The sequence below is a fragment of the Streptomyces sp. NPDC001401 genome (assembly GCF_042895385.1).
GTDB lineage: Bacteria > Actinomycetota > Actinomycetes > Streptomycetales > Streptomycetaceae > Streptomyces.
On record NZ_JBIAWI010000008.1, the window covers coordinates 412,027 to 427,183 of the forward strand.

10 protein-coding genes are annotated in these 15,157 nt (G+C 72.8%); 9 read left to right on the top strand and 1 reads right to left on the bottom strand.

The window, feature by feature from the left end; all coding sequences use genetic code 11:
- Positions 1 to 38: 38 nt before the first annotated feature.
- The 9 genes from rimP (at position 39) to ACFY10_RS27485 (ending at position 12,240) form a co-directional block, all read left to right on the top strand.
- The gene (gene rimP / locus ACFY10_RS27445) at positions 39 to 542 is read left to right on the top strand and encodes a ribosome maturation factor RimP (protein WP_390667852.1); all 504 of its coding nucleotides are present in this window, start codon (positions 39 to 41) and stop codon (positions 540 to 542) included.
- Positions 543 to 544: 2 nt separating this feature from the next.
- Positions 545 to 1,555: a transcription termination factor NusA gene (nusA, locus tag ACFY10_RS27450; protein ID WP_390667853.1), complete on the top strand. Its 1,011-nt coding sequence runs from the start codon at positions 545 to 547 to the stop codon at positions 1,553 to 1,555.
- A 101-nt stretch (positions 1,556 to 1,656) separates the two neighbouring features.
- On the top strand, positions 1,657 to 1,935 hold the full coding sequence (locus ACFY10_RS27455) for a YlxR family protein (RefSeq protein WP_390667854.1): 279 nt from the start codon (positions 1,657 to 1,659) through the stop codon (positions 1,933 to 1,935).
- Between the two features lie 147 nt (positions 1,936 to 2,082).
- A complete protein-coding gene (gene infB / locus ACFY10_RS27460; RefSeq protein WP_390667855.1) occupies positions 2,083 to 5,205 on the top strand; it encodes a translation initiation factor IF-2 in 3,123 nt (1,040 codons plus the stop codon).
- Between the two features lie 146 nt (positions 5,206 to 5,351).
- Complete coding sequence (locus tag ACFY10_RS27465; RefSeq protein ID WP_275776755.1) at positions 5,352 to 5,645, top strand: DUF503 domain-containing protein; 294 nt, start codon at positions 5,352 to 5,354, stop codon at positions 5,643 to 5,645.
- Between the two features lie 32 nt (positions 5,646 to 5,677).
- The gene (rbfA, locus tag ACFY10_RS27470) at positions 5,678 to 6,124 is read left to right on the top strand and encodes a 30S ribosome-binding factor RbfA (RefSeq protein ID WP_390667856.1); all 447 of its coding nucleotides are present in this window, start codon (positions 5,678 to 5,680) and stop codon (positions 6,122 to 6,124) included.
- Complete coding sequence (truB, locus tag ACFY10_RS27475) at positions 6,121 to 7,026, top strand: tRNA pseudouridine(55) synthase TruB (protein ID WP_390667857.1); 906 nt, start codon at positions 6,121 to 6,123, stop codon at positions 7,024 to 7,026. The genes rbfA and truB overlap by 4 nt, the downstream gene beginning before the upstream one ends.
- A gap of 350 nt (positions 7,027 to 7,376) precedes the next feature.
- On the top strand, positions 7,377 to 11,027 hold the full coding sequence (locus ACFY10_RS27480; RefSeq protein ID WP_390667858.1) for a trypsin-like peptidase domain-containing protein: 3,651 nt from the start codon (positions 7,377 to 7,379) through the stop codon (positions 11,025 to 11,027).
- 265 nt (positions 11,028 to 11,292) lie between these two features.
- The gene (locus ACFY10_RS27485) at positions 11,293 to 12,240 is read left to right on the top strand and encodes a bifunctional riboflavin kinase/FAD synthetase (RefSeq protein WP_390667859.1); all 948 of its coding nucleotides are present in this window, start codon (positions 11,293 to 11,295) and stop codon (positions 12,238 to 12,240) included.
- A 102-nt stretch (positions 12,241 to 12,342) separates the two neighbouring features.
- Here ACFY10_RS27485 and ACFY10_RS27490 read toward each other — a convergent pair whose 3' ends face one another.
- Positions 12,343 to 15,138 (bottom strand): SCO5717 family growth-regulating ATPase, encoded by a 2,796-nt coding sequence (locus ACFY10_RS27490; protein WP_390667860.1) that lies wholly within the window; start codon positions 15,136 to 15,138, stop codon positions 12,343 to 12,345.
- Between the last annotated feature and the right edge of the window lie 19 nt (positions 15,139 to 15,157).

Sequence of the window (15,157 nt, forward strand, 5' to 3'; positions counted from 1 at the left end):
CATCCCACAACAGCACACGCGGCCGAGGAGTCACCCGGATGAGCACCACCCAGAGCGAGAGGCTGCGAGAGCTCCTGGAACCGCTCGTCAGCTCCCAGGGCCTGGATCTCGAAGAGATCGCAGTGGACTCCGTCGGACGCAAGCGGGTGCTGCGCGTGGTCGTCGACTCCGACACCGGTGCCGATCTGGACCAGATCGCCGATGTGAGCCGCGCGCTGTCGGCGAAGCTCGACGAGACGGACGCGATGGGCGAGGGCGAGTACACCCTCGAGGTGGGAACCCCGGGCGCGGAGCGCCTCCTCAAGGAACACCGGCACTACGTGCGCGCCACGGGCCGGCTGGTGAAGTTCCAGCTGGCCGACGGTGACGAGCTGGTCGCCAGGATCCTGAAGGCCGACGACGAAGGCCTCGACCTCGAAGTGCCCGGAGTCAAGGGCCGCAGGCCCACCGCCCGCAGGCTCGGCTACCCGGACGTCGAAAAGGCGCGCGTGCAGGTCGAGTTCAGCCGCAAGGACAAGAACGAGAAGGAAGAGGAGGCGTAGCCGTGGACATCGACATGAGTGCCCTGCGGGGCTTGGTACGGGAGAAGGAGATCTCCTTCGACCTGCTGGTCGAGGCGATCGAGTCGGCCCTCCTCATCGCCTACCACCGCACCGAGGGAAGCCACCGCCACGCGCGCGTGAAGCTCGACCGGGAGACCGGGCACGTGGTCGTGTGGGCGAAGGAGGACCCCGAGGACCTCGAGGAGGGCCAGGAGCCCCGCGAGTTCGACGACACCCCGTCCGACTTCGGCCGTATCGCCGCCACCACCGCCAAGCAGGTCATCCTGCAGCGGCTGCGCGACGCCGAGGACGACGCGACGCTCGGCGAGTACGCGGGGCGTGAGGGCGACATCGTCACCGGAGTGGTCCAGCAGGGCCGCGACCCGAAGAACGTGCTCGTGGACATCGGCAAGCTCGAGGCCATCCTGCCGGTGCAGGAGCAGGTGCCGGGCGAGACGTACCCGCACGGCATGCGGATCCGGTCGTACGTCGTACGAGTGGCGAAGGGCGTCCGCGGCCCGTCCGTGACCCTCTCGCGCACGCACCCCAATCTGGTGAAGAAGCTCTTCGCCCTGGAGGTGCCGGAGATCGCCGACGGGTCCGTGGAGATCGCCGCGATCGCCCGCGAGGCCGGTCACCGCACCAAGATCGCCGTACGGTCCACCCGTTCGGGCCTGAACGCCAAGGGCGCCTGCATCGGCCCCATGGGCGGGCGTGTGCGCAACGTCATGGGCGAGCTGAACGGCGAGAAGATCGACATCGTCGACTGGTCGGACGACCCGGCCGAGATGGTGGCGAACGCACTGTCGCCGGCGCGGGTCTCCAAGGTGGAGGTCGTGGACCTCGCCGCCCGCTCCGCGCGCGTGACGGTGCCGGACTACCAGCTGTCGCTGGCGATCGGCAAGGAGGGGCAGAACGCCCGCCTCGCGGCCCGGCTGACCGGCTGGCGGATCGACATCCGTCCGGACACCGAGCAGGCCGAGGACCAGCGCACGGACCGGCGCGAGGAATAGATCCAAGCCGCGGAACGCTTGGATCACGACAGTTGTATGCGCGGAACTGTTCGATTCTTGCCCCAAAGGGGTGAGGTCGCCACGGGGAGGTAGACTTAAGGGTGTCTGGCCGGACGCGCGCCCGCGCATGCCCTGAGCGCACCTGTGTGGGGTGCAGGCAGCGAGCGGCCAAGAAGGGTCTGCTGCGCATCGTGGCGATCGAGGGTGAATGTGTCCCCGATCATCGCGGTACGCTGCCCGGCCGGGGTGCGTATGTGCACCCCGCCCTGGTCTGTCTCGACCTGGCGGTACGCCGCCGGGCGTTCACGCGGGCGTTGCGCGCCCCGGGAGCGCTCGACACAAAGGCGTTGCGCCTCTATGTCGAGCAGGCAACACCGTAAGACGCGTCGTACGGAACCTCCGTGCGGCCCTGGTACCCCGCGAGTTGGAAGTAGGTCGAGATTGCGATGAGCACTCGATGAGCACGCGATGAGTACGCCCATGAAGTAGCGACGGTCCGGCCGCAACCCGGACCTAAAAGGAGCGAAGTGGCTAAGGTCCGGGTATACGAACTCGCCAAGGAGTTCGGGGTTGAGAGCAAGGTCGTCATGGCCAAGCTCCAAGAACTCGGTGAATTCGTCCGTTCGGCGTCTTCGACCATCGAAGCGCCCGTCGTCCGTAAGCTGACGGACGCCCTCCAGCAGGGCAACGGAGGCGGCAAGTCCGCCCCCGCACGCAAGGCTGCCCCGGCACGTCCGGCAGCCCCCTCTCCCGCGCAGGCAGCCCGTCCGGCCGCCCCGCGCCCGCCGGCCCCCAAGCCGGCCGCCGCCGAGAAGCCCGCGGCTCCCGCCGCGCCGGCCGCTCCCGGCCCCCGTCCCACCCCGGGCCCGAAGCCCGCGCCGCGGCCCGCCCCGGCGTCCCCGGCTCCGACCACGCCCGAGTTCACGGCACCGCCGGCGGCTCCCGCCGCCCCGGCTGCCTCCCAGCAGGGCTCCGGCCCGCGTCCGGGCGCTCCGCGTCCGGCAGGCCAGGCTCCGCGTCCGGGCGCCCGTCCGGGCGGCCCCGGTCAGGGCGGCCAGGGCCGTGGTGACCGCGGCGACCGTCCCGGCGCTCCGCGTCAGGGTGGCGGCGCCCCGCGTCCCGGTGCCCGTCCGGCCGGTCCCCGTCCGGGCAACAACCCCTTCACCTCCGGTGGCTCCACCGGCATGGCGCGCCCGCAGGCGCCCCGTCCGGGTGGCGCCCCGCGTCCCGGCGGCCCGGGTGGCCCCGGTGAGCGTCCCGGCGGCGCCCCGCGTCCGCAGGGCCAGGGCGGTCCCCGTCCCCAGGGTGCGGCGGGCGGTCCCCGTCCGCAGGCTCCGGGCGGCGCGCGTCCGACCCCGGGCGGCATGCCCCGTCCGCAGGGCGGTCCCCGTCCCGGCGGCGGCCCCGGCGGCCCGCGTCCCAACCCCGGCATGATGCCGCAGCGTCCTGCTGCCGGCCCGCGTCCCGGCGGCGGTGGCCCCGGCGGCCGCGGTCCCGGCGGCGGCGGTCGTCCCGGTGGCGGTGGCGGCGGTCGTCCGGGCGGCGGCGGCTTCGCCGGTCGTCCCGGTGGCGGCGGCGGTGGCGGCGGCTTCGCCGGTCGTCCCGGCGGTCCCGGTGGCGGCGGCGGTGGCGGCTTCGCCGGTCGTCCGGGTGGTCCCGGCGCCGGTGGCGGCGGTCGTCCCGGCTTCGGTGGTCGTCCCGGCGGTCCCGGTGGCCGTGGTGGCACGCAGGGCGCCTTCGGTCGTCCCGGCGGTCCCGCGCGCCGCGGTCGCAAGTCGAAGCGGCAGAGGCGCCAGGAGTACGAGGCCATGCAGGCCCCGTCGGTCGGCGGCGTGATGCTGCCTCGCGGCAACGGCGAGTCCATTCGCCTGTCGCGCGGTGCCTCCCTCACCGACTTCGCGGAGAAGATCAACGCCAACCCGGCGTCGCTCGTCGCGGTCATGATGAACCTCGGCGAGATGGTCACGGCCACGCAGTCCGTCTCCGACGAGACGCTGCAGCTCCTCGCGGGCGAGATGAACTACACGGTTCAGATCGTCAGCCCCGAGGAGGAGGACCGCGAGCTGCTCGAGTCCTTCGACATCGAGTTCGGCGAGGACGAGGGCGGCGAGGAGGACCTCGTGGTCCGTCCGCCGGTCGTCACCGTCATGGGTCACGTCGACCACGGAAAGACCCGACTGCTCGACGCCATCCGCAAGACGAACGTCATCGCGGGCGAGGCCGGCGGCATCACCCAGCACATCGGTGCCTACCAGGTCGCGACCGAGGTCAACGAAGAAGAGCGCAAGATCACCTTCATCGACACCCCGGGTCACGAGGCGTTCACCGCCATGCGTGCCCGTGGTGCGAAGTCGACCGACATCGCGATCCTGGTCGTCGCGGCCAACGACGGCGTCATGCCGCAGACGGTCGAGGCGCTCAACCACGCCAAGGCGGCCGACGTCCCGATCGTCGTCGCGGTCAACAAGATCGACGTCGAGGGCGCCGACCCGACCAAGGTGCGCGGTCAGCTCACCGAGTACGGGCTGGTGGCCGAGGAGTACGGCGGCGACACCATGTTCGTCGACATCTCCGCCAAGCAGGGTCTGCACATCGACTCCCTGCTGGAGGCCGTGGTCCTCACCGCGGACGCCTCGCTCGACCTGCGGGCCAACCCGAACCAGGACGCGCAGGGCATCTCGATCGAGTCCCGTCTCGACCGCGGCCGTGGTGCCGTGTCGACGGTCCTCGTCCAGCGAGGCACCCTGCGGGTCGGCGACACGATGGTCGTGGGCGACGCCTACGGCCGCGTGCGCGCCATGCTCGACGACAACGGCAACAACGTCGCCGAGGCCGGCCCGTCGACGCCGGTCCAGGTCCTGGGCCTGACCAACGTCCCGGGTGCGGGCGACAACTTCCTGGTGGTCGACGAGGACCGTACGGCCCGTCAGATCGCCGAGAAGCGCGCCGCCCGTGAGCGCAACGCCGCGTTCGCCAAGCGCACGCGCCGTGTCTCCCTCGAGGACCTGGACAAGGTGCTCAAGGCCGGCGAGGTCCAGCAGCTCAACCTCATCATCAAGGGTGACGCTTCCGGTTCCGTCGAGGCGCTCGAGTCGTCCCTGCTCCAGCTGGACGTCGGCGAAGAGGTCGACATCCGCGTCCTGCACCGCGGCGTCGGTGCGGTCACGGAGTCGGACATCGACCTGGCGATGGGCTCGGACGCCATCGTGATCGGCTTCAACGTCCGTGCGGCAGGCCGCGCGGCGCAGATGGCCGAGCGCGAGGGCGTGGACGTCCGCTACTACTCGGTCATCTACCAGGCGATCGAGGAGATCGAGGCGGCCCTCAAGGGCATGCTCAAGCCGGAGTACGAAGAGGTCGAGCTCGGTACGGCGGAGATCCGCGAGGTCTTCAAGTCGTCCAAGCTGGGCAACATCGCGGGTGTTCTCATCCGCTCCGGCGAGGTCAAGCGCAACACCAAGGCGCGCCTCATCCGCGACGGCAAGGTGGTCGCGGAGAACCTCAACATCGAGGGTCTGCGTCGCTTCAAGGACGACGTCACCGAGATCCGCGAAGGGTTCGAGGGCGGTATCAACCTCGGCAACTTCAACGACATCAAGGTCGACGACGTCATCGCGACGTACGAGATGCGCGAGAAGCCGCGCGTCTGATCCCAGCACGCGATCGGGGCCGATCGGCGGGGCAGTTCCCTCAAGGGAATTCCGTCGATCGGCCCCGGCCGTTGCGTGTACGGTTCCCGTATCGGCGTCGAAGCGTGGCGCCCGTACCCCGAACCGGCGGGACATCCGGAACACACATGTATGTGGGGACTCTGTCCTTCGACCTGCTCCTCGGCGACGTCCACTCGCTCAAGGAGAAACGCTCTCTCGTCCGTCCGATCGTGGCCGAGCTCCAGCGCAAGTACGCGGTGAGCGTGGCGGAGACGGGCAACCAGAACCTCCATCGCAGGGCCGAGATCGGGCTCGCGATGGTTTCCGGGGACACGGGACACCTCACCGACGTACTGGACCGCTGCGAGCGGCTGGTCGCCGGGCGGCCCGAGGTGGAACTGCTCTCGGTTCGACGCAGGCTCCACAGCGACGAAGACTGAAGCAAGAAGTAAGCACTTAAGGAGACGGACCAGTGGCCGACAACGCGCGTGCCAAGAGGCTGGCGGACCTCATCCGAGAGGTGGTGGCCCAGAAGCTGCAGCGCGGGATCAAGGACCCGCGGCTCGGCTCGCACGTCACCATCACGGACACCCGGGTCACCGGGGACCTGAGGGAGGCGACCGTCTTCTACACGGTGTACGGGGACGACGAGGAGCGGGCGGCCGCGGCCGCCGGTCTGGAGAGCGCCAAGGGCGTCCTCCGGTCCGCGGTCGGTGCGGCGGCGGGCGTGAAGTTCACGCCGACGCTGACGTTCGTGGCCGACGCCCTGCCCGACACCGCCAAGACCATCGAGGACCTCCTCGACAAGGCGCGCCAGTCCGACCAAAAGGTGCGCGAGGTCTCGGCCGGCGCCACCTACGCCGGCGAAGCGGACCCGTACAAGAAGCCGGGTGAAGACGAGGACGACACCGCCGAATGACCCAGAAGAACCGGACGCCCGACGGGCTTGTCATCGTGGACAAGCCGTCGGGCTTCACCTCGCACGACGTGGTCGCCAAGATGCGCGGCATCGCCCGCACCCGCCGCGTCGGGCACGCCGGCACCCTCGACCCCATGGCGACGGGCGTGCTCGTCCTCGGCGTCGAGAAGGCCACCAAGCTGCTCGGTCACCTCGCGCTGACCGAGAAGGAGTACCTGGGGACGATCCGCCTCGGGCAGACGACCCTGACCGACGACGCCGAGGGCGAGATCACGGGGTCGGTCGACGCCTCGAAGGTCACCCGTGAGGCCGTCGACGCCGGGATCGCCAAGCTCACCGGCAACATCATGCAGGTGCCCTCCAAGGTCAGCGCGATCAAGATCGACGGCGTGCGCTCGTACAAGCGGGCGCGGGAGGGCGAGGAGTTCGAGATCCCCGCCCGGCCCGTCACCGTCTCGTCCTTCGCGGTGTACGACGTGCGGGACGCCGTCGCCGAGGACGGCACCCCGGTGCTGGACCTCGTGGTGTCCGTCGTCTGCTCCTCCGGCACCTACATCCGGGCCCTGGCCCGGGACCTGGGCGCCGACCTGGGCGTCGGTGGCCACCTCACGGCACTGCGCCGCACGCGCGTGGGCCCGTACAAGCTGGACTCCGCGAAGACGCTGGACCAGCTGCAGCAGGAGCTCGCCGTGATGCCGATCGCCGAAGCGGCCACGGCCGCGTTCCCCCGCTGGGACGTGGACGCCAAGCGGGCCCGGCTGCTCACCAACGGCGTACGGCTCGAGATGCCCGAGGTGTACGCGGGCGGCGGCCCGGTGGCCGTCTTCGACCCCGAGGGGCACTTCCTGGCGCTCGTCGAGGAACAGAAGGGCAAGGCGAAGAGCCTGGCCATCTTCGGCTAGGCGCTCCGCGGGAAGGGCCGCGATTGGCCGTGGATCGTCTGCGGGTCCGTCGTGGTTGGTCGCGCCCGCGCGGCGGAGCCGCATATCGATGCAGCCTTGCGCCCCTTTGGGGCGCTGCCTGCCCGTGGAGCGGCGATCACGGGGTTGTGCCCGCCGCTCCACGGTCCCCCCTCGGTTCCCCCACCCCTAGGGTGTATCCACCGACCCCCGCCTGTTCACCCGTCCGGGCAGGCGCTCGGAGTGAACCGAGGGAGCGGAAGGGGGCGCGTTCGCCAAGCGATCTGTCCCGCTGATCACCACGCGCCTAACGTCGAACCGAGGGCACAGGTGTACGGCGGGGAGGCTCGAACATGGCGGGACGGGGCCCGCGGACCGGGGGCGGACACCGGCCGGCGGAGGGTGCGCGAACCGGACGCGTCGGTGACGCGGAACCGGCCGCCCGCGACGACGCCCTGGTCCGCATCCACGACCTGGCCGGCCGCCCCCGCGGCACCGGCTTCGTCGCCGACCACCACGGCACCGTCATCACCAGCCACGAGGCCGTCGACGGCCTGCCCAGGCTCGTCCTGCACGCCGCCGGTGACCGCACCTGCCTCGTCACCGCGGACGCCGTAACCCCGCTGCCCGACCTGAACCTGGCCCTCGTACGCACCGAGGGCCTCGGTGTGGACCCGCTGCCCGTCACGGTGCGGGACCGGGTCGAGTCGGGCACGTACGTGCGGATCGCCGCCGGCTGCTGGCGCGAGGCGCGCGTGCTCGGCGCGACCCCCGTGACGTATGCGGCGACGGACCGCTTCCATCTCCTCGACGAAGCCCTGGAGTTGGCGATCGGCACGGCCGGCCGGGACGCCCTGCGGCTGGGCGGCGGGGCCGCCGGGGGACCGGTCCTGGACGCCGAGACCGGTGCCGTCGTCGCCGTCCTCGGCACCGCGCTGCAGTCCGGCCACCGCGACGTCGGCTTCGCCGTCCCGCTCCGCTCCGCACCGGCCGACCTGCTGGCCCGGAACGCGGCGACGGTGCCCGCGTACGGAGCCGACCTCAACCTGGCCGGTGTGCTGGAGCTGACGGCCACGTCGGTGGGGCAGGACGGCCCTCCGGGTTGCGTCGGCCGGGCGGGCGACTCCGTCGAGCCGGTCGAACGGGCCGCCACGGCAAGGGAGTTCACCGCGTTCCTGCAGGGCCCGGCCGCCGTCCTCGGCCTCGTCGGGCCACCGGGCAGCGGTCGTACGACGGAACTCGCGTCCCTCGCCGCCCGCCGCAACCGCGGCCCCGAACCGGCCCCCACACTGTGGCTGCGCGGCGCCGACCTGAGGGACGACGACACGTCGCTCGCGGACGCGGCCCGCCGGGCTCTGGCCCGCGCGGCCCGCATCGTCGCGGCGTCGGAGCACGCGCGTGTGAAGGACCTGGGCGACATCACGCCGGAGCGCCTGGCCGACGTGGCGCGCACAGCAGGCCGCCCCCTGCTGCTCCTCCTGGACGGCCCTGAGGAGATGCCACCGGTCCTGGCACACCGCCTGGGGGAGTGGACGGAGGGGACGGCGAGTTGGCTGCGGGAGGCGGGGGCGCGGCTGGTGGTGGCGTGCAGGGCGGAGTACTGGGACGGGGCGGGGGCGGAGTTTCCGGGAGAGATGCTCTATGGCGCGGGCGGGTCTTGTGATGGCGCGGGCGGGCCTTGTGACGCCGGTCCGCACCCTCCAGCCCGTCCGGCGTCTGAGGACGAGGCCGTTCAGGCCGATGGGGGTCCAGGGGGCGCAGCCCCTTGGCGGGGCCGAAGGGGCGGAGCCCCTGGTGACGGGACGGGTAGGGGCGGCGGGGGCGAGATCCCTTGCGTGGCCCTGGCCGACCTGACAGACGAAGAGGCCCGCAGAGCCCGCGCGCGGTACCGCATCCCAGACGGCACCCTGGAAAACCCCGACGCCCGCCACCCCCTCACCCTCCGCCTCCTCTCCGAGATCCGCACCGCCCTCCCCGACACCCCCCACGCGCGCGTGGACCGCAACGACGTCTTCTCGGCCCACCTCGACCTGATGTGCCTGCGCATCGCCGTCAGACTGGCCGCCGAGAACGGCCTGCGCGGCACCGCCGTACGCCGTCTCGCCGCAAAGGTCGCCGGCCAGGTCCACGAGGCCGCCCGCCGCAGCCTCGGCCCCGGGCAGGGCGAGCTGGCCCGGGAGACGTTCGAGGCGGTGTTCCCCTGGGGGCAGGCCCCCGCGAAGCTGGGCGGCGGCACCGGCTGGGCGTCCGCCGTCCTCACCGAAGGCCTGCTCGTCCCCGCCGGCAGCGGATACCGCTTCGCCCACGAGGAACTCGCCGACTGGCTCCAGGGCACGCACCTCGACCTCGACGAGGCCCTCCGCGCCCTGGTCCACCACCACGCCGCGGACGACATCCGCGCCCTTCCCGTGCCGCACCACCGCATCGGCCCCGTCGTAGAGGCACTGCTGCTGCTCGCCCGTCAGTACGGAACCGTCCAACTCGCCGTCCGCCTGGAGGAGTTGGCAAACGTCCTGGACGCGGACCCGCACTCCTGGTGGCCCGCCCGCCTCCTCACCGAGACCCTGCTGCGCGTACCGGACGCCACCCCGTACCTGGCCGTCCTGCGACGGCTCGCCGACCGGCTCGTGGCGGCCCGTCGGCAGGACTGTCCCGACTCCCGGGAAACAGACGGCGATTCCCGTCAGGCACCCACCGTCCCGGAAGCCTTCGCCCCCGACTTCTGGACCGCCCTGCCGCTCCCGCAGACCGAACGCCTCGACCTGCTGCGCCACCTGCTCCTCGCTGACAGCCCGCCGCAGGACACCGGCCCCCGCTTCCTGGACGCCGTCTCCCGTCTCCTCGCCGCCGACCCCACCGCCGTACAACCCCTCCTCACCCGCTGGTTCGACGACGAGCGCCCGCTCCCCGCGACCCCGCACGCGACCGTCGCCAAGGCGGCGCAGGCGCTGCTGCACACCCACCGGCACCTCGCCCTGGACGAACTGACCGAGGTGCTGGTCGAGAGTGCGCACCCGAGGGCGGACGAGTTGCTGGCCGTGCTGGCCGAGGACGAGCCGCCGACGGTCTGCCGGGCCGTCGACCGGTGGGCGCACGACGAGCGGCCCGCGCGGCGGGTGGCGGCGGTGGCGTACGGCCTGCGCGCCGCCCCACACGTCCGTACCGACGCCGACCGCGAACTGCTGCGCTACGCGGCCCTCGCCCTCCTCGCCCGCCCCGCAGACTGCACCCTGCACGGCGGCGCGCTCGCCCTCCTCGTACGCGATCCACGCACGCGTGCCCGCCATCTCCCGCAGGCGCTGCGGCAGTTCGCGGCCGGCGACCCGCACTTCCCGCCGAGCGCACTGGTCGCCGCCCTGACCACGCACCCGGAACCGGTCCTCGACGCCTTTCGCGAGCGCCTGCGCAGGCCGGACGCCGGTCAGGCGCTGCGCACGCTCGCCGACGTCACCACACCGCCGCTCGCCCGAAGGGTCGCCGTGCTCGTCCGGGAGGCCGTGGAGCGGCGCCCGGAGACCGCCGTCGACGTGGCCGCGTACGTCGACCGGCGGCTCGACCAGGGACCGGAGGCCCGGGCCGTGCTCTTCCCCCTGGTCACCGGGCTCCTCGACGGCGGCCCGGAGGAGGTGCGGGCCGCGCTCGCCGCCGTACTCGCCGCTCCCGGCACCTCCGCCTCCCGCCTCCTGCGCCGCGAACTCCTCGACTTCCTCCTGACCCACGAACAAGCCCCCGCCGTCCTGGACGCCCTGCTGCACGCCACGGCCCGGCACGCGGGCGACGACATGCGCGAGCTCGTGCACCGCACCGGCCTGCTCCTGGTCCGCACCCCGGACGGCGCGGCCCGTTTCGACCGCGGCCTGGTCGACCTGGGCCGGCAGGTCCCCGGCTTCGCCGCCCGCATGGCCGGCTGGCTCACCGAGGCCCCGCAGACCTGGGCCGCGGTGGTGGGCCCGAGCACCCGCCGGATGATCGAAAACCTGGCGGGCGTCCGCGTGCCCGTCTGAGCTGTGCCCCAAGCAGGTCGGGCGAAGTCCGCTGCGGTTTGAAGGGGCGCGGGGAACTGCGCGACCAGCCACGACGACGCCGCAGTCGGTGTCCGTCATATCGCGGCCCCGCGGCGGAGCCGCAAATCGGCACAGCCCGCGGAGCGCTCAGCGTGCGTCGGGTCACAGCCCCTATGCCGATGCGGGCGGTCCGCGCCCGGCATGGCACCCTTAGACCTGCGTAAGAGGTCGGTAGACACGGACACGGGTTCGAGGAGCGGTCACAGTGCAGCGCTGGCGTGGCTTGGAGGACATCCCCGAGGACTGGGGGCGCAGCGTCGTCACCATCGGTTCCTACGACGGAGTCCACCGCGGACACCAGCTGATCATCCGGCATGCCGTGGACCGCGCCCGCGAGCTGGGCGTTCCCTCCGTGGTCGTCACCTTCGACCCGCACCCCAGCGAGGTCGTCCGCCCCGGCAGCCATCCGCCGCTGCTGGCCCCGCACCACCGCCGCGCCGAACTCATGGCGGACCTGGGCGTGGACGCGGTCCTGATCCTCCCCTTCACGACGGAGTTCTCGAAGCTCTCTCCCGCCGACTTCGTCGTCAAGGTCCTGGTCGACAAGCTGCACGCCAGGGCGGTCGTCGAGGGCCCGAACTTCCGCTTCGGGCACAAGGCCGCGGGGAACGTCGAGTTCCTCGTCGAGCAGGGCAAGGTCTACGACTTCGAGGTCGAGGTCGTCGACCTGTATGTGCGCGGTGAGGCGGGAGGCGGCGAGCCGTTCTCGTCCACCCTCACCCGGCGCCTGGTCGCCCAGGGGGACGTCGAGGGCGCCGCGGAGATCCTGGGCCGCCCGCACCGCGTCGAGGGCGTGGTCGTACGAGGCGCTCAGCGGGGCCGTGAGCTGGGCTTCCCGACCGCCAACGTCGAGACCCTGCCGCACACCGCGATCCCGGCCGACGGCGTCTACGCCGGCTGGCTGCACGTCCAGGGCGAGGCGATGCCGGCCGCGATCTCCGTCGGCACGAACCCGCAGTTCGACGGGACGGAGCGCACGGTGGAGGCGTACGCCATCGACCGCGTGGGCCTCGACCTGTACGGCCTGCACGTGGCCGTCGACTTCCTGGCCTACGTCCGCGGCCAGGCGAAGTTCGACTCCCTGGAGGCCCTGCTGGAGCAGATGGCCGAGGACGTGAAGCGGTGCCGCGAACTGGTGGCCGCCGCCGAATAGCCGTTCCTCAAGTCGTTCCTGAATTCCTGAAGCAAGTCGTTCCTACGACGCCGAAGGGCGGCCGGTGCCTCGGAGCACCGGCCGCCCTTCGTTGTTGCCGTACTACTGCTGCTGCTGCGTCCAGCCGGGCGGTACGACACCCTGCTGCGGCGGCTGGCCCTGCTGCGGATCCTGGGGCTGCTGCTGCCAGCCCTGACCTGGTCCCGGCTGCTGCGGGGGCTGCACCCAGCCCTGCCCCGGCTGGGGGGCGCCACCGGGCTGGCCGTACGGCTGCTGGGGCTGCTGCTGCGGAGGCGCGTACCCCTGCTGGGGCTGCTGGTACTGCATGTTCGGGTTGCCGAAGCCCTGCTGCGTACGGGCGAAGTCCTCGGCGATGAGGGCCGCGAGATCGAAGTAGGCCTCGCGGGTCTTGGGCCGCATCATCTCGAGGTCCACTTCGGCGCCCGCCGCGAGGTGTTCGTCGAAGGGGATCACGACGACGGCGCGGCAGCGGGTCTCGAAGTGCGCGACGATGTCCTCCACCTTGATCATCTTGCCCGTCTCGCGGACACCGGAGATCACGGTGACCGACCGCTGGACGAGATCGGCGAAGCCGTTCGCCGACAGCCAGTCGAGCGTGGTCGAGGCGCTGCTCGCACCGTCCACCGAGGGGGTGGAGATGATGATCAACTGGTCGGCGAGGTCGAGGACTCCGCGCATCGCGCTGTAGAGCAGACCAGTGCCCGAGTCGGTGAGGATGATCGGGTACTGCCGGCCCAGCACGTCGAGGGCGCTGCGGTAGTCCTGGTCGTTGAAGGTGGTGGAGACCGCCGGGTCCACGTCGTTGGCGATGATCTCGAGGCCCGAGGGCGCCTGCGAGGTGAAGCGGCGGATGTCCATGTAGCTGTGCAGCTGCGGGATCGCCTGGACGAGGTCGCGGATGGTGGCGCCCGTCTCGCGCCGGACCCGTCGGCCGAGCGTGCCGGCGTCCGGGTTGGCGTCGATCGCCAGGATCTTGTCCTGGCGCTCGGTGGCGAGCGTGGCGCCGAGCGACATGGTCGTCGTGGTCTTGCCGACGCCGCCCTTGAGGCTGATCACCGCGATCCGGTAGCAGGACATCACCGGCGTACGGATCAGCCCCAGCTTCCGCTCCCGCTCCGCCGCCTCCTTCTTGGCGCCGAGCTTGAACCGGGACGGGGCCTGGTTGTTCTTGCGGGCCTTCGGCTGGTTGCGCAGCAGCCGGTCCGAGGAGAGCTCCACGGCGGCGTTGTAGCCGAGCGGGGTTCCCGGCGCGGCTTGCTGCTGCTGGGGCGCACCGGGTCCGGCCTGGGGGCCGGGCGGGGCGGTCCAGCCCTGGTTGCCGTACGCGCCGGGTTGCTGCTGCTGGGGCGGCTGCGGTGCCTGCGGTGCCTGCTGCGGGGGCTGGGCGGCCGGAGGCTGCTGCTGCGGTGCGGGCTGCTGCTGGGCGGGCTGCGGGTAGCCGTAGCCCGGCTGCTGGGGCGGGTAGCCGTAACCGGCCTGCTCGGGCTGGGGCGGGTAGCCGTAACCGGCGGGCTGCGGCTGGCCCGGCTGGGCCTGCGGCGGTGCGGGCTGCTGCGGGGGCTGGGCGGCCTGGGGCGCCTGCGGCGGGTAGCCGTATCCGGCGGCCTGCGGCTGACCGGGATGCGGCTGGGGCTGCCCCGGCTGGCCGGTCTGGCGCGGGTCGGCCGGTGCGGGCTGTCCGCCCTGCGCCGGGTATCCGGGCTGCGGCTGCGGCTGCGGCTGCGCCGGGCCGAACGTGCCCTGCGGCGGGGTCTGGTGGGTCGGCTGCCCCGGCTGCGGCTGGGCGGCGGGCTGGCCCGGTGCCTGGGGGTAGCCGTAACCGGCCGCGGCCTGCGGGTCCGGCTGAGGCACTCCCTGGCCGGGGTGTGCGGGTGCGAAGCCCTGCGGCAGCGGGGGAAGTCCCGGGGCGGCCTGGGGCGACGCGGGGGCCTGCCCGGTGGGCTGCGCCTGCGGCGGCTGCCCCTGAGCAACGGGCGGGGACATGGGAGCGGCGGGCGCCGCCTCGGCCTCCGGCTCGGCTTCCGCCGTCGGCGGCGCGGGGGAGTCCGCCTCGGGCCGGACGTGGGCCGACTCGTCGCCCTCGGCACCGGCCGCGGATCCGGCGGAGTCACCCGGCTCCGTTGCGTCGCCGTGCGCCTCCTGAGGCTCCACGTCGTCGTCACCGCCGAACAGCCGCGCCGCCTCGGCGTCGGCGGCCGCATGGTTGAGCTCGGTCTCCGGCTGCTCGGGGGCGGCCGCAGCCGGTACGCCCGCCGCCGGGGTGGCGGTCTGGGACGGCCCGCTCTGGGCGTCCTCGTCGACCGGGCGCAGCACGGGGAAACCGGGCGCGGCAGCCGACGGCTGGGCAGGCGTGGGCTGCTGGGGCGCGGCGGGCGGCGGAGGCGTCTGCTGCTGCGGCGCTCCGAAACCACCCGACGTGTCCTGGCTCGACGGAGGCGCACCGGCTCCCGCCTGCTGCGGGTAGCCGTATCCGCCGGGCGTCGCCGCGGGGGCGGTGCCCGGCGCGGACTGCTGCGGAGGGAATCCGTAGCCACCCGTGCCCTGAGCCGGAGCGGGCTGCGCAGGCTGCGAGGGCTGTGCGGGCTGCTGCGGTGCGGCCTGGGCGGGGGGCTGTACCGGTGCGGGGGCGGGCGGTGCGGGACGCTGCGGTGTGACGCCCGGCGGCCCCGTGGGCGCTCCGATGGGCGGCCCGCTGGGCGGTGGTGGCGAAGCCGGTGCGTTCTGCTGGCCGCCGGACGAGGAGCCACCCTGCGTGCTTTGGGCGTACCAGGCGGGGGGCTCGTAGACGATTTCGAACTCGCCGGTGAGATCCACCTCGTGATCGTCCCCGTCCGAGGAAGGGCTCCCGCCGTTGTACTCGGACCGATCCCTGTTCACTGCTTGCCTCCTGGTCAGC